Here is a 20,793-nt window from a genome sequence, read left to right on the forward strand (position 1 = left end):
CCCGCACTGTATTGACCAACAGCTTCAAAACAACTAACAACAGTTAAATCGCGTCCGTTGTAGTGACCGGGTTTAATTGTGCCACCGTAAACAAAAATAGCCGGGATATTCATCCGCGCGATCGCCAGCATTGCCCCAGGCATATTTTTATCACAACCGCCAATCGCCACCACACCATCCATACTTTGTCCAGTACAGACAGTTTCAATGGAATCGGCAATCACTTCCCGCGACACTAGGGAATATTTCATCCCTTCGGTTCCCATCGAAATCCCATCGCTAATCGTAATCGTGCCGAAGATTTGCGGCATCGCGCCGGCGCTTTTAATACTAACTTCTGCCCGTTGTGCCAGTTGATTGATCCCCATATTACAGGGAGTAATCGTACTGTAACCATTGGCAATGCCCACAATGGCTTTATTGAAATCTTCATCTTTAAAACCAACTGCCCGCAGCATAGCTCGATTTGGCGATCGCTGCACCCCTTGCGTCACAATTTGACTTCTCAAATTCTCGGACATCTTTTTTCCTTACCTGCCTCATCGCTTCCATTGCGATTGTATTACCTGATTTTCTCATGCTTATGCGGTGCGATCGCGCATGAGCAAGCATTGGTAATTTTCTATTTCTCAGATGTGCTTGTGTTGCTATAAGTAGGTGGGCGCAATTAAAGTTAACTGACGTGGGCTGTCATTTGTCCTTTGTCCTTTGTCATTGGTAAGGGTTTTAAGCCTATTTACGTTCCGTAACATAATTTGGTTTATTCCCACCAACTTACTTAGCGTTTCCTAATAAGAATCAGGTATTGTTTAACCTCACCCCATCTGTGCTTCCTCTCCCCTCTCCTTAGCAAGGCTATCCATTACCCGGATCTTTCTCAACAAAAATACAACTTACTTAAAACAAGAGCAAAGCTAAAAACAGGAGGCGGCGAGCATCGCTAATCAAAGCATGATTCCAATAAGTTTTTTCCCTCTACTAATGATTCATGTGAAAGTTCGTAGCGGCTTTAGCCCTTAAAATTGAGCGATAAATCACTCACTACGAACCGATCAATTTCAACTTGATAGACTACTGCTGACTGGGAGCAGCAGGTTGCGATTGAGGTTGTGGGCGTAAACGGCGCAAAGACTCCCGCAACTTATCCTGACTGCTGTTTTCTGCTCGCCGCCGCCGAGTTGGGGTTGCTTGTGGCTGTTGTGATGAATCGTTACCCGCTCGTTCACGTTGGATGCTGCGTAGGGAGTCTCTGGCACTTCCTTGAGTGCGATTTATCCTCGCTTCAGATGATGAGCCTGCGGTAATAATTTCTCGTCTTTGAGGTTCCAACCGTCTACTCAATCCAGATATTGCTGGTCTTGTGGCTGTAGCTTCATTAGATGGGGGTGTCAACTCTCTGCGCCTACGTCTTGGATTTTCGGGTGTGGAGTCAGCTGCTGCTGCTGCTGCCTGCTGGGTTTTCTCTTCTGCTTCTCTTTGTGCTTGCCGTTCTTGAACTTGGCGCGATCGCCGTGAACCTTTTATGGCAAATTCAGTGGCGATCGATACCCCTTGTCTACCACCTTCTGCGGGTTTTAATTTCCACTCACGCGCTTGTCTGGCGGTTTCTTCATCTAATTCGCGGTTTCCACTGGAGCGAGCAATCCGCACATTGGTAACATTACCTTGTGCATCAGTATCTACAGCTACTTCTACTCTACCTTCAACTCCTCGCCGTCTTGCTGCCTCTGGATACTTGGCACTACATTCGCGGCAGGCTGCACGACCATTACCATCACCTGAGCTATTTATTTTTGGGGGTGTTGGCGCTATTGGTGCTGTTGCTACTGTCGGACGGTTTCCTAGTCCATTGCCTATACCACTGCCAGAACCAGAACCAATTCCTGAACCAGTGCCACTGCCAATTCCACTGCCAGTGCCACTACCAATGCCAGTGCCAGAACCAGAGCCAATGCCACCGCCAGTGCCAGTGCCAGTTCCTCCGCCAAGGCCAGTACCGCTGCTTGTACCTACAGCAATACCACTACCTGAGCCTAAACCCACACCAGAGCCGCCACCGCCGCCACCGCCACCAGCCGAACTTGCTTTGGAATCTTCAGATACAGGCGATCGGGGAATGGGTGCAGATTTCACAGGAACTTCTGGCTTGGTAGCAATTGCTTTTGGCGGCGTATTTGTCGGCTGTGGCTTTTGAGCGACTGCTGTAATCTGTTCTTTCTGCTGAAATTTTTCTACTGGTGGAGTTTCTATAGGCTGTTTTTGGACAATAAGTGGTTCTTTTTTGATTTCTTCTGGAATCTCTGCAATTGGTTTTTCTGGTTCCGCAGTTGGAGAATCCACGATCGCCAACTCTATTGGTTCTTCTTCTGGTGTGGACACTCTCGTTAAATAATTACTTATGCCTGAGGACAGTACGCCGATATGCAGCGCCAGTGAACCGATCAGACTGTAAGTCAGAAAAGACTTGAGAGCCTCAACTTCTTTGGAACGTTGCTCGACAGTAATGCCGGAAAAGCTCATAGCTATTGCTACCTATTCTCACTAACCTAGTTATCTTAGAATGCAAGGTTACAAATATCAAGTAAAAAATTAAAATTATTTTGGGCAGTGTTAGAGGATGTTTGAAAAGTATTGGGCGAATAGAATTCGCTACTACACAAGCTAAGTCCACCGACCTGGACTAATCCAAAATCAAGGGTCTTCTAACCCAGGTCGGTGGGTAAAGTCTTGTGTAGCCGTGAATTCTATTCGTCCGGCGAGTCATAAATTAGACTTTTCAAACATCCTCTTAGGGTAGTGAATATGATACTTAATCATCAAAATATCTTTGAAAAATACTGTTGATTATGACGATTTCTAGATAAAATTAATTTTTGTGTTATGTCTTAATTAAATTAATTTATGTAAAACAAAAAAAGATTAAATAAAATTAATCATAATTAGATTTGAAAAAAGTATCATAGTATCTTAAACTCTATTGAGAAAAAGTTTCATTTTTTAGCTTGATTCTGGTAGTCTGATTTTGTATTGTTGATGAGTTTAGAGGCACTACATGGGAATTCAGAATTTGTTTGAAGCAGGCGGCGTGGTCATGTTGCCCCTGCTAGCGTTTTCGGTGTTGGCAGTAGCACTAATGATTGAGCGGGCGAAGTTTTGGATACAGATTGGTCAGCGTCAAAACCGGGTGGTGCGAGAGGTTTTAAATCTTTATCGACTTGATAATGTCGTTAGTGCTGTGGATAAGCTGCAAAAAAATGTAGACTTACCTATAGCACGCATTTTTCTGGCTGGACTACAGCTAGAAAGACCGACTCCAGAAAAATTTCGTTTGGCTTTGAAAAGCGAGGCGCAAGCAGAAATACCTATGCTCAAGCGGTTTCAAGCTGTATTTGACACCATTATCGGTTTAGCGCCTCTGTTGGGACTTCTCGGCACAATTTTAGGATTAATTCGCTCATTTGCTGGACTGAATATTGGTGATGTCGGAGGTACTAAAACTAGTGCAGTCACTGCTGGTATTAGTGAAGCTTTAGTTGCTACCGCCTCAGGATTGGTTGTAGCTATCTTTGTGCTTTTAGGAGCCAGCATCTTCCGGGGACTATACCAACGGCAGATCACAATGATTCAAGAATACGGCGGACAGCTAGAAATACTGTTCCTCGATCGCTATGACCAACATGATCGCTACGAACAACAGGAGAAGTCTTATGGATCTAGATGATAATGAACCAGATTTACCACCATTTATAAATGTAGTACCTCTGATTGATGTAATGTTTGCCCTTTTGACATTTTTTATTATGTCAACGCTATTTTTAACACGTTCAGAAGGGTTGCCAGTAAATCTACCGAAGGCAGCCACGGCGAAGGAACAGCAAATTCCCACTAAAATTACCATCACGGTAGATGAAAAAGGTCAGATAAGCCTAAACCGCGATCCAATCGCAGTTAATGATTTAGCAGCGAAAGTGCGGACTTTAGTTGGTTCTAACCAAGATACATTGGTGATTATTAATGCTGATCAAAAAGTCTTGCACGGTGAGGTAGTGGGGATAATGGATCAAGTACGTCAGGTGAAGGGAACAAGATTAGCGATCGCTACCCAAAGATAAATAAGTAGAAATATTAGTTGAGAGAGTCAGGAAAATTCTATATTCTGACTCCTAACTCTTTTTTGTGCGATCGCTATTACTAACTATGGTTACTCATCTGCAATTCTTGAGATATAAATTTAAATAATAATTGTTGGTGTGAATGGATAAAAAAGTGGTCGCCGTCAAACATTTGTAATGAGAAAGTAGCGATCGTCTGCTCTCGCCATGCTTGCAGTTCCTCATGAGTAACTTCTTGGTCTTGCAAACCACCAAAAACAGTAATAGGACACTTCAGAGGCTGTTTTTGAGTGTAAATATAAGTTTCCAGAACGGCAAAATCTGCCCGCAAAATCGGGAGGAATATCTGCATCAGTTCCATGCTCTCTAATACTGCTTTGGGTGTACCGTTAAGACTGTGTAGCTCGTCCTGCAAATCAGGGTCTGATAGGACGTGGAGAGGTGGTTTTGTCAACGGGATTTGCGGGGCGCGACGAGCAGATATGAACAGGTGAAAGGGAGCAAGACTATACTGAGAGCGAAGTAGACGGGTCAACTCAAAGCTAACTAATCCGCCCATACTGTGCCCGAAAAAGGCGAATGGTTTGTCTAAATATGGTATCAGAATTGGAGCGATCGCTTCAACAAGAGGTTCTAATCGCGTCAAAGGTGCTGACTGAATCTGCCTTCCCCGTCCTGGATATTCCACAGCACAGACTTCGACATTACTAGGTAGATTATTAGGCCATGTGCGAAAAATTGCCGCGCTACCACCAGCGTAGGGGAAGCAGAATAAACGCAAATTTGCTTGAGGATTTGGTTGGGGACAGATAACCCAGGAATTGAAGTTTGGTGTAGTTGTCATAATAGAACTTAGAGTTAGATAACGCAATTCAGCTTTAATTTTTAAACATATTCACTGAATAATCTTATGACAGGAATGGAACCTTGGGCAATATCAGCCGTTAGCGGTGTCGCCGCTATATTTTTCCAAATCAGTAGTCAGGTTTTAGGAGTATTAGGCAAAACTCTGGATGAAAACACTCAGAAGTTAATTTTTAATGCATCAAATCAATATCAAAAGAACTACGAAGAACGGCATGGCATTCTTAAAGTATTAGGAATGCGTGAACCTGTCAAGCTGGAATCGCTCTATACATCGGTGCAGTTTTTAGATGATGATGCTATTCAGAGTTTTGAATCTATTGAGAATTTAGAAAATTTCTATCGCCAAGCTAAAAGCCGAAGGTTTCAATCTCAAGAGACTCCTAAACAAGAAGGAATTAAAGTTGCTAATGATAAGCAATATCTGATGGTGCTTGGTGGCCCGGGTGCAGGAAAATCTACATTTGTGCGGAAGATGGGACTAGAAGCGCTCAAAGATAAAAAAGGAGGATTCAAACACGGCTGCATTCCAGTTTTTATAGAATTGAAAAGGTTTGCATCTAGCAACATTAATATTGAAAGGTTTATTGCTGAGGAGTTTGGTATTTGCGGCTTTCCATCACCAGATAAATTTGCAGTCAAAACTTTAGAAGAAGGTAAGTTACTAATTTTGCTGGATGGGTTGGATGAAGTACCAACAAAAAACTTAACTGAGGCAATTAGCCAAATTCAAAATTTTGTTGACAAGTACGATAAAAATCGTTTCATTGCCTCCTGTCGCACAGCAGCTTATCGCAGTAGGTTTCGTCGCTTTAGCGATGTATCAATGGCAGATTTCGACGATACCCAAATTCAGCAATTTATTTATAACTGGTTTCATTGTGAAGCAGACGAACAGGCGAAGACAGGCGAGAAATGCTGGGAGTTACTGCAAAAACCAGAACATAAAGCTGCAAAAGAATTAGCACACACACCTTTATTGCTGACATTTCTCTGTTTAGTATACGACCGTTCCCAAAGTTTTCCAGATAATCGCAGTGTTCTTTACCGGAAGGCACTGCGGATATTGCTAGAAGAGTGGGCATCAGAAAAGCGAATTCTCAGAGATGAGATTTATCAAGGACTACATACAGAATTAGAAGAAATATTACTATCAGATATTGCCTATACAGGTTTTGAGTCTGACAGGCTATTCTTTTCACAGCGCGATATTGTTCAGCAAATCAAAACATTCTTAGCGAGTAATCTGAATGCACCTCAGCATTTAGATGGGCAAGCTGTACTGAATGCGATCGCTATTCAACAAGGAATTTTGGTACAACGAGCCGAGGATGTCTTTTCATTCTCTCATCTAACGCTACAGGAATATTTAACAGCACAATATATTGATGACCATCGCCAAGTTGAGAAGTTAGTTACTGAACACCTGACAGATCAACGCTGGAAAGAGGTGTTTTTGTTAGTAGCCGGGTTAATGCGCGGTGGTGCAGATGATTTGCTGTTGCTGATGGAAAAGGAAGCACAGAAGTACATAAATACACCGAAGTTAAAAGCTTTAATCAACTGGGCAGAACAGGTAACAGCTGGATCTGAAGGTAATTATAAACCTGTGGGTAAACGTGCATCTGCTATTGCGATCGCCTATGCAATCACCTTCCCCAAAAAAGCTATTACCATTGGTATTGCCAAAGCTTACGCAATTGCAACAACCTATGCCATCAGGTACGCCGACGCTTATGCCGATGACTTTGACATCTACGCTATCGCCTACGATGATGCTCATGTCCATGCCATTGCCACTCGAACGACCATCCCCATATCCGATTCCCATTTTTATATCTACACCATCTCTATTCTCAATACCGTTAGCATTGCAAACACCATCATTCATGAACTTGAAAAATTAAAAATCTTTATCTTTAATAAAGTCCACTTTACTTTACTAATTGCCCGACTAAAAGCATTGCAAACTAAAATGTCTGACTATAAACAGCCACTGGAAGCCGATCAAGCATTTTTTGAGTCCATTCAACAAACCTGGCTTAATGCTTTCAATCTCACCCAAGAAATGGTCAACTTATCAAAGGAAGAAGCGGAAGCACTCCGCGATTATCTCTACGCAAATTACCTCATAATCCAGTGCAAACAAGCAGCAGTGCGGGTGTTGCCCCAAACCTGGGAAGCGATCGAGGCGCGAATGTTGTTGGTTCCAGGTGGTTAAGCAACAATAGAAAAATGAAAAGATAGCCAGATAAACGCTCCATGAGTTCATTACAACAGGCTAAGAATACAAAAACTCGAACCTTTACAGCAATCTTGCATTGGGAAGAGGATGTTTATGTAGCTGAATGTCCAGAGGTGGGAACCGCCAGCCAAGGAGAGACGATAGAAGAAGCGATGTCTACGACGGGCTACGCCTACGCTAATTTGCAGCAAGCAACGGAACTGTATTTAGAAGAGTTCCCGCTTTTTGAAACATTACCACACTAAGTTTTGTCGTTAGGAATGCAAAAGCTGTGGATTTGACGATATCTAATGTTTGTTGGCTAATCATAGTTTTTTGAACCACTTGGAATGTTGATTTACTTCAATTTAGTGGTTATTTTTATTGATGACTATGAGCTAGCTCAGTTAACGAGTAATATCATGTCAAAACCTTTACATATCTACAGCTAGAGGCTTTGTTAAAAAATTCCAACAAAGATGAAAATGTCAGAATGCAACTGTGTACATTAATGATCAAGCAAAAATTTGATATGCATACCATTGAGAAAAAGTCAACAAAAAAAGCCTGGTCAGGTGCGATCGCAGAACCGGCAAAAGAATTTCCCCCTACGCAACTGCCAATTATCTCTGGCAAAATCCCAGATGGCTTGCGTGGCACACTTTACCGCAATGGCCCCGGACGGCTAGAACGCGGTAGCAATCGCGTAGGACACTGGTTTGATGGAGATGGAGCAATTCTCGGCGTCCATTTCACTGATGCAGGAGTCACAGGAGTCTATCGCTATGTGCAAACAGCAGAATATCAAGCTGAAACTAAAGTAGATAGGTTCCTCTATGGTGTTTATGGTATGCACACCCCAGGGCCGATCTGGAAGCGCTGGGGGCAAAAGATCAAGAATGCAGCGAATACCTCAGTGTTGGCTTTACCTGATAAACTGTTGGCTTTATGGGAAGCAACCAATCCCTATGCCCTTGACTTGGAAACTTTAGAAACGAAGGGATTAGATGATTCAGGTGCTTTGGACAATGGATTACCTTATTCTGCTCATTACAAGCGCGATGCAGACACAGGCGAGATTTTTAACTTTGGAGTCAGTATGGGAAGTTCTGTAGAACTGAATCTCTACAAAAGCGATCGCACTGGCAAAATTATCCAAAAAGCTGCTTTTAAGCTAGATCGCTACTCAATAATACATGATTTTGTGTTAACTCAAAGGTATCTGGTGTTTTTCATGCCACCGATGCGGATGAAAATGCTGCCAGTTATGCTAGGTCTGACTACCTTTAGTAAATCTCTGTTGTGGGAACCTCAGTTAGGAACCCAGGTGTTAATCTTTGACCGTGAAAACTTATCCTTAGTTAGTCGTGGCGAAACCGAACCCTGGTTTAATTGGCATTTTGGCAATGGCTATGAAGATGAAGACGGTTCTGTGATTCTGGACGTGGTGCGATATTCAGATTTTCAACAAACTAATGAATATCTCAGAGAAATCCCAACTGGTGAGACGCACACAGTTCAAAAAGGAAAATTATGGCAAGTGCGTCTCAATCCCCAAACAGCTAAAGTGACAGCAACGCAAGAAATTATCAATCGCAGGTGTGAGTTTCCCGTAGTCCAGCGATCGCAAGTTGGGCAACCTTGGCGATATACTTATGTATCATTAATGCCCCAAGGAACGGATACAGGTAAAGAATTGTTTAGTGCGATCGCCCGCTTCGACTACAAAACCGAAACCCTCACCGAAGCAGACTTAGGAGAAAATCGCTATCCTTCAGAACCCATCCACGCCCAAGACAGCCAAAACCCTGAACAAGGTTGGGTGTTAACCGTTGTCTACGATGGTAATTCTCATAGTAGCGAAATTTGGGTATTTGATAGCGATCGCCTAGATGCCGAACCCATTTGCAAACTAGGATTACCCAGCGTCATCCCCCACAGCTTCCACGGAACTTGGAACCCAGCCTAAAAACCCCTCTGCGTTCCTTTGCGTTTCCCTCAGCGTTCCTTTGCGTTAAAAAAAACAACCCTATTGACCAGACCTAATTAATCACATCTGGTCAATGCAAAATCAAAAATCCCAAAGAGCCTTGCCCTATGCAATTACAAGAAAAACGCCATTATTCTCCCACAGAATACCTAGAACTAGAAGTCATTTCCGAGTATCGTCATGAATATATAGATGGTCAAATTATATCCATGACAGGTGGAACACCAAATCATAATCAAATAGCTCTTAATCTAAGTGCAACCCTCAATTTTGCTTTGAAGCGACAACCTTATCGAGTATTCATCGCTGATCAACGTCTATGGATTCCCAAAAAGCGAATTCATACATATCCTGACATCATGGTTGTTGCAGGATCATTAGAATTTTCTGAGGGACGTACAGATACAATTACGAATCCCTTGGTGATTTGTGAAGTGTTATCCAAATCTACCAGAAGCTATGATAGAGATGAAAAATTTGCGGCTTATCGTACCATCCCCAGTTTTCAGGAATATGTTCTGATTGATCAATACAAAAATCATGTAGAACAATATTCTAAAACTGACGAAAATAAATGGATTTTCTCAGAGTATGAAGAAGAGACTAGTATTTTAACACTATCCTCTATTCAATTTCAAATCCCTCTATCAGATATTTATGATAAAGTTGACTTTGAGGCTAAAGAATAACCTCACTCTAACTGGTTAACTAAGCAACATGACCACTTCTAAACGCCACTACCACATCACTACCTTCGGTTGTCAGATGAATAAAGCTGACTCAGAGCGCATGGCTGGCGTTTTGGAAGACATGGGCTTTGAGTCGTGCGAAGATCCGAATAATGCAGATGTGATTCTCTACAATACCTGTACAATTCGGGATAATGCTGAACAAAAGGTATATTCCTACCTTGGCAGACAAGCGAAGCGCAAGCATGAGCAGCCTGATTTAACCCTGATCGTTGCTGGTTGTGTTGCCCAGCAGGAAGGGGAAGCGCTATTGCGGCGAGTCCCAGAATTAGACTTGGTAATGGGGCCACAACACGCCAACCGTCTGAAAGATTTGCTGGAGTCAGTGTTTGAGGGCAACCAAGTTGTAGCAACCGACTCAGTTCATATTATTGAAGATATCACCCAGCCGCGACGGGATAGTAAAGTCACAGCTTGGGTAAATATAATTTACGGCTGTAACGAACGCTGCACCTATTGTGTAGTTCCCAATGTGCGCGGTGTCGAACAATCTCGCACGCCGTCAGCAATCCGGGCTGAAATGGAAGAATTAGGACGCCAAGGTTACAAGGAAGTTACTCTACTCGGTCAAAATATTGACGCTTACGGCAGAGATTTGCCAGGAACAACACCAGAAGGTCGGCATCTGCACAACTTCACAGATTTACTTTATTATGTGCATGATCTGCCGGGGATTGAAAGGCTGAGATTTGCTACTAGCCATCCCCGTTATTTTACAGAGAGATTAATTAAGGCTTGTGCTGAGTTGCCCAAAGTCTGCGAACACTTCCACATTCCCTTTCAATCTGGGGATAATGAACTTTTAAAGGCGATGTCGCGGGGTTATACTCATGAAAAATATCGCCGAATTATCGATACCATTCGGCGGTATATGCCAGATGCTTCAATTAGCGCCGATGCTATTGTCGGTTTTCCTGGTGAGACAGAAGCACAGTTTGAAAATACCCTGAAACTGGTGGAAGATATTGGCTTTGATATGTTGAATACAGCAGCATATTCACCACGTCCAGGGACACCCGCCGCTTTCTGGGACAATCAGCTAAGTGAAGAAATTAAAAGCGATCGTCTGCAACGGCTCAATCATTTAGTAAACTTGAAAGTCGCGGAGCGATCGCAACGTTACTTCGGACGCATTGAATCCGTTTTAGTAGAAGACCAAAATCCTAAAGATCAAACCCAGGTGATGGGACGCACTGGCGGTAATCGTCTGACATTCTTCAATGGCGACATCAAAGAATTGCAAGGGCAGTTAGTAAAGGTAAAAATTACCGAAGTTCGTCCTTTTAGCTTGACGGGTGAACCAATTGAGGTCAAACAAGCCTTGTCTGTCTAAAAAAATGCTTTAAAAGTATTGGGCGAATATGATGAGAGTGTTGGCGAATTGATCGGGGGTCTAACCCATCAGCCCCAATCTATCTTAATTCCTTTAATTTCAGTGCGTTTCAACGTACTTTAGCTATTAGGGACTGACAACAAATAAATTACCCAATCTTGTGGGGTGGGCCGAAAAGCCCGCCTTAGCTTAGGGGCTCTCGTGTCGCCCACCCCACAAGAAGTAGTTGAGTATTTTTTTATTTGTCAGTCCCTTAGCCCGCAATTTATTGCAGGGCGGGAAAGCAACGCAAAACTGAGGTTTTAGGGATGGGGGGGTTAAGATATTTTACTTATATCAAATTATACTAGCTTGATAGTAAAGCTGTAGCTATTGTTAAAGCAATGCTAAATTTTTACAGTAAAAATAAATATACAATATAAACTTTACCTAGAGAAAATTACACGAACTTGATAGTAAACCTATAGTTGCTGTTAAAGCAATACTAAAAGTTTACAGTAAAAATAACTATTTACACATAAGCTTTATAATATCTTTGTTAAAAATATTAGAAACTTAATAGTGTAAAAAAAGTAGGAGCATCTGCTGGATAATACATATGCATTCTAGTTAAAATGCCAAAAATAAATAAACATAAGTCGTTTGGTGCGAAAATATGTTTGTGTATTTCTTGGTGGAAATTTCTTTAAATTCACAAAAATGCTAGAGCATTTTTATCTGCGACAAGCCACAGATAAACCAAAAATAAAAAAATCAAGGCTTGTTTTGTTTACTTAGATAATAATTAGTTTCGGGCAGATAATATTGTGAAACTAATTTTCGATTCCGAATTAAACAATTATTCCATTTCAATCAAGCTCATGCAACTCTATACAAATCTTGAAATCGAACAACTCCAACAACACGAAGACCTTCCTTACTTAATTGAAACTATAGAGTGGGTGAAAAATTTTTTAGGAAGACCTCATCCTAATTTAGGAAGACCCGGCGCAGTTTGCCCTTTTGTACCTTACTCTCTGAAGTCAAACAGTATTCGTCTAGCAGTTATTCGCGCCAAAGATTTGTATCCAGAACAAGTAGAAGAGATTGTTGGAAGCTACCGAGATATCTTCCTTGGGATGAAAGTTAAAGAGCAGGAATTAGCAATCAATAGAGCTTTTTTACTTATCTTTCCTGACATCCATATAGAAGAAGCTTCTAAACTAATAGATAGTGTCCAACAAAAACTTAAACCTTTGTTTGTTGAGTCAGGACTGATGATCGGAGAATTTCATAAACGTAATCAAAGTCCTGGTCTGCACAACCCAGACTTTCGTCCACTTCGTAGCCCTATCCCCTTGTTGGCTATCCGGTTTATGGTTGAACTTGACCTCCCCTTTCTTGAGAGTCCGGCTGATCCCCGCTTACGTATTCGGTATCTGGAAGCTTATTTAAAGTGTTTTGGTAATAAATTTACAGATGAAACAAAGTTTAAAAATGCTCATCAGGCATTGGCTTTAGCGAAAGAACAACTTCAAGGCGAAAATTTGGTGAGTTATTGTATATAAATAAATATCAAAAAAAGGTGGTGGGAGACAGTTGCCATAAAACAGGAGTCAGAATTCAGAATTCAGAATTCAGAATACTCTATCCCTTTATGGGTAGATTTTTAAGGCGAGAATATTTTAATTTTTTTCGCCCACCCTTCGACAAAGCTCAGGGCATCGCAATTCGGCTTGGTTTTAAACCAATATTCATTACCCAGTCGGACTCCAATTCAATTCTGAATTCTGACGCCAAGCCGAGGAGCGTCTCCGGCTCCGCTCCTGAGTTCTGAATTCTTCTTATAAACGTTCCGGCAGGTTGAGGCGATGAAACAACTCCTTTACTTTGGCGATCGCTGCCACCTTTACTTCACAATCATCATCGTGGTAAACTAGGCTAATACCGTAAGTATGGGCAAGCTCAACTAATTGCTCAACTTGTTCGTATCCTTTTGACGATCGCCACCAAAGTTTGGTAGAAGAAGCGTTGGTAGAAGAAGCGATCGCCAGACATTATTTACAATTGAGCTATCTAAGATAATTTTGAGCCACTTTCCAATAGCGCGAGAACCGCTTCAGGTCAATATAGCCATCATAGTTAAAGAATGGTTCCACCTCTAGCACTTTTACTGTTAGCGATCGCTCCATTTGATTGCAGATATCATCAAGCCGGGGACTGGGACTGTTGGCTGTGACAACTAAATTCGCATCATGTTCTTTTGCAAAAGCTAAAATTTCTTGTGCCACATCGCCACGGCGGATAACAACGGGTAACTCTAGCAAGCATTCGTAGATGAAGGCGATGCGTTTGAGACTCAGTTGCCATTCCTCTATCAAAGCCTCGTCCCAAACCCAGATAGCCGGGGCATTTGGGTATTTTTGGAGTCCGGGGTTGTATGGACTGAGGCAATCTCCATGCACCCAAACAATTGGTTTATTCATTTTTCATTTTTTAGCTTTCTTCCCATGCTGCCAGCTTTGGCTATTGGCTTGTTTGCTAAATTCCCCTTGAGGAAAAAGTCGCTGTTCTAATTCTTCATAGCTGCCTTCAAAATCACAATGACCGTAAAGGGGACATTTCTGGCAATAAACGCTTTTGGTGTAGCGTTCTAAGTTTTCACGGTTGAAAAAATACGGTTTATGACTAAAGGTGCTGGCAACCCACTGCCATGACATATTATTACTAGCAGGATCTCCATCTAAAAGGTGTTCGAGAAACCACTTAGCTCCTACTTGCCAACGAATACGCCGCCAATGGACAATGTAAGCCGCTAGCCACATCCGTGCATGGTTATGTAGATACCCAGTTTCTCTTAAATCACGGCTAAAACTGTCGATGCAAACTCTGCCTGTGGTTCCTTGTCTGATATCTTGCGGCAATTCCGGTGCATATTCGCCCACAGAATAACCAGTTTTGTACTCTTCCTGGTCTTTCCAGATTCCATCCCCTAACTTCACATACAACCGTTGCCAGTAGTCGCGCCAGCCTAACTCGTTAATTAGTTTAGTAGCATCGTCTTGGTGCTGTACCCGGTCAAGGACATAATCTCGAATTTCTCGCAAACTCAAAACGCCATAGCGGATATAAGGCGAAAGGCGCGTGACTGCACCTGTGAAAAAATTACGTGTTTGCGCGTAGAGTATTGGGTCGATTTTTTGCAGTGCTTTTTGTGCCGCTTGGCGTCCTCCCAGAGTTTCGCTGATGTGGTCATCGCGTTCTGCTGCATCTGGGAATTGTTCGCGGAGGTAGGCTACCAACTCATCGCGGTTGGTAAATTGGCGTTGCATATCTTTAGTCATGTGAACTTTGAAGAGTGAGGATAGATATCATGAATTTGGCTTAGGTACTTATCCGCGAGATACAGAATTAGGAAACATTCTTTGAATAACTTTTTCTCGTACAATAGGGGCTTCGTCTGACCAATTCCAGAGGCTTTCATAGAAAAAGAATGAGACTCCGGCTAAACCATGTTGGCGTACTTCTTCAACTTGCAATTTAATTTGATTAATCGGTAATGAACTAGATTTTAAACCGCTTAAAATGCCAATAGAAACTGGTAAATGAGTTTTAGCTAAATCAACTTCTGCTCTTTCTAACTCTGTCAGAAAACGAGGTAAATCGGAACGATATACTTGTAAAACTATTTCAGAAATATATTCTCGTCTTTCCCAGGTAAACCAATCTTGTAAATAAGCAGGTAAAGAAAAATGTAAAGGATTAGGAGAAATAGAAATTATACAATCTGGTTTAACAGCTTTAATTTGAGCCGATAAATGTTTCATAAATTCATTAAGTTTATCAGCACGCCAACGCACCCAGAAAGTTTCATAAAAATCCTTAGAAGGAATTAAACCCTTTAATTCTTTCGTGTACATTGCTACAGTATAATCATCATAACCAAACTCAGAAGGTAAGCTAAAATGATCATCTAATTGAATTCCATCGAGATCATATCTAGCTACAGCTTCCATGATTAAATCAATCATAAACTGCTGTACTTCTGGATGAAAAGGATTAAGCCAAACTTGATTATCACTATCAACTTTAGTACCATCATAACGATTAGTTAACCAATGAGGATGTCGTTTAGCTAATTCGGAATCTATGGGAGTCATAAACCCATATTCAAACCAAGGAATCACAGTTAAACCTTTTTTATGTCCTTCTTTAATAACTTCTTGAAGAATATCTCTATCTTTTAATTCAGGAATTGGCTCGATAGATTGACCTAATACTTTTTGAGCTACACTACTAGGATAAAGTGTATAACCACCATTCCAAACTGTAGGATAAATAGTATTAAAATTTAATTTAGCGAGACGATTTAAAGCATTTTTGAGATTTTGAGATGAAAAAAGTACCTGACTATCAACATTAGTAAGCCACACACCCCGCACTTCATGTGTTTGGGCGGCTGTACTCATTTTACTTGTTCCTAATATCACCAAAATAGTTATAATTAAAGAAGAAACCAGTAATATTAATCCGCGTTTGATTCTGAATAATTTAAACATTTTGAGATGTTGCTGAAGAAGTTGAAAAAATTAAATAATTATCGGCAACGGACAAGGCAAAATTTTAACCCAAGAGGAACTAAAGCGATTATTCACGTCAGGATTTATCACTAAGAGCGATCGCTCTTAAGTCCGGCGGTTACGCCATAGCGCTCTGGAAAGGAATTTGCCTGTTTACTGGTTGTCGCGTATCAGAAGCACTAGCACTCCAGACGACTGATATCAAATGTTGTGCTATCACTTTGAGCAAGTCTACCACCAAAGGTAAGTATAAAACCCGGATTGTGGACATCCCACCAGGGCTAGCCGCAATGCTGGGGCAAAGCTTTATGACCAAGTTATTTACCAATTTCTCTAACTTCAAAAAAATGTGCGAACCCCCAGTTATGATATCTAGTTATGAAAAAGCTAACAAAAATCGCTTTAGTAAGTAGTGTTTTAGCGATGACACTCGGTATAAATATTTCGGCTCAAGCCCAAGAAAAACGTCTGCTGACGATCAAAGATCAGTTTGCCTTTCGCCAAATTAGCGATCCCCAACTATCTCCCACTGGAGACTGGATTGCTTACACAGTAACTAATACCGATTTGAAAAATGATACACAAGATAACCATATTTATATGACTTCTTGGGATGCTTCCCGAACATTACATTTAACTAACGGTAAGGATAGTGAATATAACCCTCGGTTCAGCCCAGACGGGAAGTATCTAGCTTTCATCTCCAGCCGGGAATCGGGAAAACAGCAAATTTGGTTGCTCAACCTAGCAGGCGGTGAAGCCGAGAAAATATCTGACTTTGCTGGTGATGTTAGCGATTTTGTCTGGTCTGGTGACAGTAGACGACTAGCGGTAATTGCCGACTCACCAGTTTCAGAAACACCCTTTAATGGGAAAACCCCACCACCGATTGTTATTGATCAATTTCACTTCTTAGAAGACGGTGTGGGTTTTATCGGTAAAAGTCATGAACATCTTTATGTATTGGACTTAGCAACTCGCAAAACAGATATTCTCACTCCAGGTTCATTTAATGAGTCTTTACCTGCTTGGTCACTTGATAGCAAAAATATTGCTTTTGTGAGCAAACGTGGTCAAGAGAGCGATCGCAATAATAATTGGGATCTGTATGCAATCGCCGCCCAATCGGGAGCCAAAGCCCGTCAGCTAACTACCTTTATTGGGCCTGACTCCGATCCTGATTGGGATAGCCGTCCGGTTTGGAGTCCAGATGGGAAGTCAATTGCTTATTTGCAGGGAGGTTCACCCAAACTTATTGAGTACGCAGTTCACCATCTCGCCATTATCCCCGCCGAGGGTGGTACTCCCCGTCTACTGACTGCCAACCTTGATCGCAATGTTGCCAAACCGCGCTTTACCACAGATGGTAAATCAATACTGTTTTTAATCGAAGATGATGGCAATGTTCACCTAGCAAAAATGCCTGTAACTGGTGGCAAAATCGAGCGATTCCTAACAGGAAGACGAGAGATTAGTAAATTTGATTTAGGACGCGATGGCAAAATCGCTTTAGTTTCCTCAACGCCACAACAACCAAATGCAGTCTTTGCCTTTGATGGTAAAAATTTGCGTTTAATATCACACCAAAATGATCAGTTACTAGGGCAGTTAAATTTAGCAACTACAGATGAAATCAGCTTTTTGAGTAAAGATGGTACAGAAATTCATGGCTTTCTTGTCAAGCCACCTCACTATCAGCCAGGGAAGAAATACCCAACACTGGTAATGTTGCACGGCGGCCCTGTCGGTCAGTTCACAAATCAGTTTATGTTTAAGTGGCAACTGTTTGCGGCGAAAGGTTATGTCGTTGTGGGTGTTAACCCACGTGGAAGTTCAGGAAGAGGTGAAGCTTTCTCCAAAGCGATTTATGCAGACTGGGGAAACAAAGACGCTCAAGATATTATTGCCGGTGCTGATTATGCGATCGCTACCGGAATTGCTTCGCCATCGCGCTTAGGAATTGGTGGGTGGAGTTACGGGGGAATGTTGACCAACTATACTATTGCTCAAGATAACCGCTTTCAAGCCGCAGTCAGTGGGGCTGGTGAATCAAATATTCTGGCGACCTATGGTACTGATGAGTATATTGATGACTATGAACAAGAGCTTGGTGTACCGTGGAAGAACCTCGATGTCTGGCTACGAATTTCTTTCCCATTTCTTCACGCCAACCGAATTGTTACACCAACACTATTTCTGGGAGGTGATAGGGATTTTTCTGTACCACTACATAACTCTGAACAGATGTATCAAGCACTCAAAAGTCTGGGAATTGATACCCAGTTAGTAGTTTATCCAGGACAGTCCCACGGAATCAGCAAACCGAGTTATCAACGTGATGTCCTAGAACGTTATTTAGCTTGGTATGATAAATACTTGATCCCCTCAACCGCAACTACTGGAAAATAGTCGTCAACTACCTACACTGCCCTCCGGGACAGTGTAGGCTTGCAAAACACCTAAGTTTACTTAGGCTCACGGTATGCAAAGCAATAGTTGGTTAGGGCATGAGATAAGGCACGGGCTAAACGTACAAATATTTCCCTAGTTTGTACACGCCAGATGCAACACTAGGGGAAACTACAAGTTTTGGCACTGGCTCCTCTTTATGGCTTGGTCGTGAACAAGAGATACGCCTGCCTTATTGCCCGAAGGGACGGAATTTATTCTAAATACAAAGTAATTTGGGTTATCCCTAAAAACAAATGTCACAGAATAATAAGGTACAACGAGTTCCAGTAATATACAAAAACTTTAAACCGCTTATGCCGACGACCCCGGCACGATCAAGAAAGTGGATAAATGTGGGTAAAGCAGTTGGGAAAAGGAATAAAGTGGGTGTGTTTTACGTCCAGTTATTACAGGAGCCATCTGGATACGACACACAACGAATAGTAGTTGGAACAGACAGAGGCAAAGCATTTACAGGCATTGCCTTTGGGAGCAAGTTAGCAACAATTGTGCTATTTCACGCTTGCTTACCTGGATTTTATAAATCTAACAAGAAAAAATCCGATAGGCAGTCTGTAACAGGAAAAATGGAGAAACGGCACGAGTTACGACGAACTAGAAGAGGTCAACGTATTAATCGTCAAGTTGCGTTTAAATTACGTAATCACAGAGAGAAGCGATTTAATAACCGCCGCCAAAACAAAATACCGCCAAGTCTTCAATCTAATCGAGAAATGGAATTAAGAATATTAACAGAAATGTCAAAAATAATTCCGATTTCCGAAATAAGAGATGAGTCTTGTGGTGGCGATACTAAAAAGAATGGTGGTGGGATTTCTCCTGTAACAGTTGGTCAATAATGGTTCAGAAAACAAGCATCTTTAATCGCCCCAGTCAAAGAAGTAGATTCTTTCGATACAGGTAAATATCGTGATTATTTAGGTCTTGTTAAAGACAAAAAAGACAAATCTCGACAAACGCCTGAGACTCATGCAAATGATGCAATTGCAGTTGCTTCAACAGCATTCATTGAGTACAAAGCGTTTCACACAGCAAACACTCATGGTCATCATTGGGTTGGGATGTGCGTTTTAACAGAATCACCATTCATTGTGATTACTCGACCTAAGTTATTTCGACGAAAATTATACCAAGAAAATTACTTAAAAGGTGGGATTTTAAAACGTCAAGGCGGAACAATAACACCGTTTGGGTTGAGATCGGGTGATTATGTTCAAACCACTTATAAAGGTTTAATTGTTCGTGGTTGGGTTGGTGGTTTTACCAATACAAATAAAACTAAAAATATTTCAATTTATGACCATAATTGGTCACGAATTGGACAGTTTACTCCGTCAAACGTTAAATTAATAAAAAGGAGTTCGAGATTATGCGTTGCTGCATAGATTCTTGTTGGATTTGCCGCTATCCTCCTCCCTTTTTTCGCTGCGCGAAAACTCAGTCAGAGGATGCGACAAATTCAACGATTATGCACTGTATTAATACTCACCAAGTTTAACGAATTATAACAATACTATTTTTGGGAACTTGGGCAACTTGGGATCAGCGATACACTATAGGGAAATTCCTTGAGGAAGCGTTGATGGCACGGTCAAACGGGGTTAAAAATGAAACGTCTGCACAGGAATTGCCTACAATTTCAGACAAAAATACAGTGACAATTGAAGATTCGCCTGCACAGGAATTGCCTACAATTTCAGACAAAAATACAGTGACAATTGAAGATTCGCCCGAACCAGTGGAGGATGCCCAAGATATTGACGACATCTTGAACTCACTCAAAACCTTACTGAGTACCCTAGAAAAGCTCCAAAAAGTCCGGCTGGAGGTGGGCGACATCAAACCGTTGATTGGGCGGATGCTTGATGGAGAACTGGTTGCTGGTGAAGAACTTGAGCAACTCAAGGCAGGTGTGAGTAGTCTTTCTCGCCTTGTTCGTGCTTATAATGACCATCAAGCAGCGTTGGCTAAAGCACAACCTGCTAGGAACTTGCTAGATCAAGTGCTTAAAGAGCGTAAAGCTAATTGAAACAAGATGCGATGTCTACAACGGGCTACGCCTAATTACCCAAATGCGTAGACGTAGAGCGGCTTGTCGTCAGATATCGCTGTAAACAACCGCCCATGACGCAAAGAGCGCAAAGTTTAAGAGGTAAAGAAGTTGAAGAAGAATTCAGCTATTCTGAATTCAGAAGTCAGAATCAATCAGTCGGGGATTGGGACCCACGACTGAATTGTTACACCACCAAAAATTCTAGTTTTGTGGGGGTGCAAAAACGCCGATTATTCATCCGCTTTTTCGGTCAGAATACCTAACATGTATTCTGACGAATGGCACCAATATTGCTGTTCGATAAATTTAAAACTGATTCACCTATCAAAACTTTTGCGACAGACTAATAAGTTGATGTGCAGCTAAATTGTATAACACGAAAACCCAAAAATATTGTAGTGCGGGCAACATGAGCGCGTCCAATATACAAATTAAAT

At 41.8% G+C, this 20,793-nt stretch carries 19 protein-coding genes; 12 read left to right on the top strand and 7 right to left on the bottom strand.

Annotation, left to right across the window (positions count from 1 at the left end):
- On the bottom strand, nucleotides 1-521 hold a 521-nt coding region (locus V7K27_RS23845), incomplete at its 3' end, for a dihydroxy-acid dehydratase domain-containing protein (protein WP_334950603.1).
- A 550-nt stretch (nucleotides 522-1,071) separates the two neighbouring features.
- Nucleotides 1,072-2,520, bottom strand: coding sequence for an energy transducer TonB (locus V7K27_RS23850; protein WP_334950604.1), 1,449 nt, complete (start codon nucleotides 2,518-2,520; stop codon nucleotides 1,072-1,074).
- Between the two features lie 532 nt (nucleotides 2,521-3,052).
- Here V7K27_RS23850 and V7K27_RS23855 point away from each other — a divergent pair.
- Both V7K27_RS23855 and V7K27_RS23860 read left to right on the top strand, forming a co-directional pair.
- The gene (locus tag V7K27_RS23855) at nucleotides 3,053-3,721 is read left to right on the top strand and encodes a MotA/TolQ/ExbB proton channel family protein (RefSeq protein WP_334950605.1); all 669 of its coding nucleotides are present in this window, start codon (nucleotides 3,053-3,055) and stop codon (nucleotides 3,719-3,721) included.
- Nucleotides 3,708-4,112, top strand: coding sequence for an ExbD/TolR family protein (locus tag V7K27_RS23860; protein WP_334950607.1), 405 nt, complete (start codon nucleotides 3,708-3,710; stop codon nucleotides 4,110-4,112). The genes V7K27_RS23855 and V7K27_RS23860 overlap by 14 nt, the downstream gene beginning before the upstream one ends.
- A gap of 79 nt (nucleotides 4,113-4,191) precedes the next feature.
- Here V7K27_RS23860 and V7K27_RS23865 read toward each other — a convergent pair whose 3' ends face one another.
- The gene (locus V7K27_RS23865; protein WP_334950608.1) at nucleotides 4,192-4,956 is read right to left on the bottom strand and encodes a thioesterase II family protein; all 765 of its coding nucleotides are present in this window, start codon (nucleotides 4,954-4,956) and stop codon (nucleotides 4,192-4,194) included.
- 66 nt (nucleotides 4,957-5,022) lie between these two features.
- Between V7K27_RS23865 and V7K27_RS23870 the strand changes: the two genes are divergently transcribed.
- The 6 genes from V7K27_RS23870 to V7K27_RS23895 all read left to right on the top strand — a co-directional run bounded on the left by V7K27_RS23870 (nucleotide 5,023) and on the right by V7K27_RS23895 (nucleotide 12,819).
- Nucleotides 5,023-7,197: an NACHT domain-containing protein gene (locus V7K27_RS23870; protein WP_334950610.1), complete on the top strand. Its 2,175-nt coding sequence runs from the start codon at nucleotides 5,023-5,025 to the stop codon at nucleotides 7,195-7,197.
- Between the two features lie 41 nt (nucleotides 7,198-7,238).
- Nucleotides 7,239-7,466 carry a type II toxin-antitoxin system HicB family antitoxin gene (locus V7K27_RS23875; RefSeq protein WP_334950612.1) on the top strand — a complete coding sequence of 76 codons (228 nt, stop codon included), beginning with the start codon at nucleotides 7,239-7,241 and terminating at the stop codon, nucleotides 7,464-7,466.
- Nucleotides 7,467-7,732: 266 nt separating this feature from the next.
- Nucleotides 7,733-9,169: a carotenoid oxygenase family protein gene (locus V7K27_RS23880; protein WP_334950632.1), complete on the top strand. Its 1,437-nt coding sequence runs from the start codon at nucleotides 7,733-7,735 to the stop codon at nucleotides 9,167-9,169.
- Between the two features lie 128 nt (nucleotides 9,170-9,297).
- On the top strand, nucleotides 9,298-9,879 hold the full coding sequence (locus tag V7K27_RS23885) for a Uma2 family endonuclease (RefSeq protein WP_334950614.1): 582 nt from the start codon (nucleotides 9,298-9,300) through the stop codon (nucleotides 9,877-9,879).
- A 28-nt stretch (nucleotides 9,880-9,907) separates the two neighbouring features.
- On the top strand, nucleotides 9,908-11,272 hold the full coding sequence (gene miaB, locus V7K27_RS23890; RefSeq protein WP_334950616.1) for a tRNA (N6-isopentenyl adenosine(37)-C2)-methylthiotransferase MiaB: 1,365 nt from the start codon (nucleotides 9,908-9,910) through the stop codon (nucleotides 11,270-11,272).
- Between the two features lie 860 nt (nucleotides 11,273-12,132).
- Nucleotides 12,133-12,819, top strand: coding sequence for a DUF6875 domain-containing protein (locus V7K27_RS23895; protein ID WP_334950618.1), 687 nt, complete (start codon nucleotides 12,133-12,135; stop codon nucleotides 12,817-12,819).
- A gap of 504 nt (nucleotides 12,820-13,323) precedes the next feature.
- On the opposite strand, the gene V7K27_RS23900 is transcribed toward V7K27_RS23895, so the two are convergent.
- The 4 genes from V7K27_RS23900 to V7K27_RS23915 all read right to left on the bottom strand — a co-directional run bounded on the left by V7K27_RS23900 (nucleotide 13,324) and on the right by V7K27_RS23915 (nucleotide 16,147).
- On the bottom strand, nucleotides 13,324-13,737 hold the full coding sequence (locus V7K27_RS23900) for a hypothetical protein (RefSeq protein WP_334950620.1): 414 nt from the start codon (nucleotides 13,735-13,737) through the stop codon (nucleotides 13,324-13,326).
- Nucleotides 13,738-13,740: 3 nt separating this feature from the next.
- Nucleotides 13,741-14,595: an FAD-binding domain-containing protein gene (locus tag V7K27_RS23905; RefSeq protein ID WP_334950622.1), complete on the bottom strand. Its 855-nt coding sequence runs from the start codon at nucleotides 14,593-14,595 to the stop codon at nucleotides 13,741-13,743.
- A gap of 48 nt (nucleotides 14,596-14,643) precedes the next feature.
- Nucleotides 14,644-15,720 carry a glycoside hydrolase family 10 protein gene (locus tag V7K27_RS23910; protein WP_334950624.1) on the bottom strand — a complete coding sequence of 359 codons (1,077 nt, stop codon included), beginning with the start codon at nucleotides 15,718-15,720 and terminating at the stop codon, nucleotides 14,644-14,646.
- A gap of 229 nt (nucleotides 15,721-15,949) precedes the next feature.
- A complete protein-coding gene (locus V7K27_RS23915; protein ID WP_334950626.1) occupies nucleotides 15,950-16,147 on the bottom strand; it encodes a hypothetical protein in 198 nt (65 codons plus the stop codon).
- A 62-nt stretch (nucleotides 16,148-16,209) separates the two neighbouring features.
- On the opposite strand from V7K27_RS23915, the gene V7K27_RS23920 reads away from it, so the two are divergent.
- The 4 genes from V7K27_RS23920 to V7K27_RS23935 all read left to right on the top strand — a co-directional run bounded on the left by V7K27_RS23920 (nucleotide 16,210) and on the right by V7K27_RS23935 (nucleotide 20,332).
- Nucleotides 16,210-18,240: a S9 family peptidase gene (locus V7K27_RS23920; protein WP_334950628.1), complete on the top strand. Its 2,031-nt coding sequence runs from the start codon at nucleotides 16,210-16,212 to the stop codon at nucleotides 18,238-18,240.
- A gap of 296 nt (nucleotides 18,241-18,536) precedes the next feature.
- Entirely contained in the window at nucleotides 18,537-19,142 is a 606-nt protein-coding gene (locus V7K27_RS23925) for an RRXRR domain-containing protein (protein ID WP_334950629.1), read from the top strand.
- 252 nt (nucleotides 19,143-19,394) lie between these two features.
- Nucleotides 19,395-19,688, top strand: coding sequence for a hypothetical protein (locus tag V7K27_RS23930; protein ID WP_334950630.1), 294 nt, complete (start codon nucleotides 19,395-19,397; stop codon nucleotides 19,686-19,688).
- Nucleotides 19,689-19,885: 197 nt separating this feature from the next.
- On the top strand, nucleotides 19,886-20,332 hold the full coding sequence (locus V7K27_RS23935; RefSeq protein ID WP_334950631.1) for a hypothetical protein: 447 nt from the start codon (nucleotides 19,886-19,888) through the stop codon (nucleotides 20,330-20,332).
- Nucleotides 20,333-20,793 lie beyond the last annotated feature (461 nt).

This window comes from Nostoc sp., from assembly GCF_036919575.1.
GTDB lineage: Bacteria > Cyanobacteriota > Cyanobacteriia > Cyanobacteriales > Nostocaceae > Nostoc.

What these genes read in the sequence shown, in the direction of transcription:
- V7K27_RS23935 (WP_334950631.1), top strand. Translation starts at nt 19,886, where the DNA reads ATGGCACGGTCAAACGGGGTTAAAAATGAAACGTCTGCACAGGAATTG.
- V7K27_RS23900 (WP_334950620.1), bottom strand. Translation starts at nt 13,737, where the DNA reads ATGAATAAACCAATTGTTTGGGTGCATGGAGATTGCCTCAGTCCATAC.
- V7K27_RS23875 (WP_334950612.1), top strand. Translation starts at nt 7,239, where the DNA reads ATGAGTTCATTACAACAGGCTAAGAATACAAAAACTCGAACCTTTACA.
- V7K27_RS23895 (WP_334950618.1), top strand. Translation starts at nt 12,133, where the DNA reads ATGCAACTCTATACAAATCTTGAAATCGAACAACTCCAACAACACGAA.
- miaB (WP_334950616.1), top strand. Translation starts at nt 9,908, where the DNA reads ATGACCACTTCTAAACGCCACTACCACATCACTACCTTCGGTTGTCAG.
- V7K27_RS23885 (WP_334950614.1), top strand. Translation starts at nt 9,298, where the DNA reads ATGCAATTACAAGAAAAACGCCATTATTCTCCCACAGAATACCTAGAA.
- V7K27_RS23850 (WP_334950604.1), bottom strand. Translation starts at nt 2,520, where the DNA reads ATGAGCTTTTCCGGCATTACTGTCGAGCAACGTTCCAAAGAAGTTGAG.
- V7K27_RS23860 (WP_334950607.1), top strand. Translation starts at nt 3,708, where the DNA reads ATGGATCTAGATGATAATGAACCAGATTTACCACCATTTATAAATGTA.
- V7K27_RS23905 (WP_334950622.1), bottom strand. Translation starts at nt 14,595, where the DNA reads ATGACTAAAGATATGCAACGCCAATTTACCAACCGCGATGAGTTGGTA.
- V7K27_RS23865 (WP_334950608.1), bottom strand. Translation starts at nt 4,956, where the DNA reads ATGACAACTACACCAAACTTCAATTCCTGGGTTATCTGTCCCCAACCA.
- V7K27_RS23880 (WP_334950632.1), top strand. Translation starts at nt 7,733, where the DNA reads ATGCATACCATTGAGAAAAAGTCAACAAAAAAAGCCTGGTCAGGTGCG.
- V7K27_RS23870 (WP_334950610.1), top strand. Translation starts at nt 5,023, where the DNA reads ATGACAGGAATGGAACCTTGGGCAATATCAGCCGTTAGCGGTGTCGCC.
- V7K27_RS23920 (WP_334950628.1), top strand. Translation starts at nt 16,210, where the DNA reads ATGAAAAAGCTAACAAAAATCGCTTTAGTAAGTAGTGTTTTAGCGATG.
- V7K27_RS23910 (WP_334950624.1), bottom strand. Translation starts at nt 15,720, where the DNA reads ATGAGTACAGCCGCCCAAACACATGAAGTGCGGGGTGTGTGGCTTACT.
- V7K27_RS23925 (WP_334950629.1), top strand. Translation starts at nt 18,537, where the DNA reads ATGTCACAGAATAATAAGGTACAACGAGTTCCAGTAATATACAAAAAC.
- V7K27_RS23855 (WP_334950605.1), top strand. Translation starts at nt 3,053, where the DNA reads ATGGGAATTCAGAATTTGTTTGAAGCAGGCGGCGTGGTCATGTTGCCC.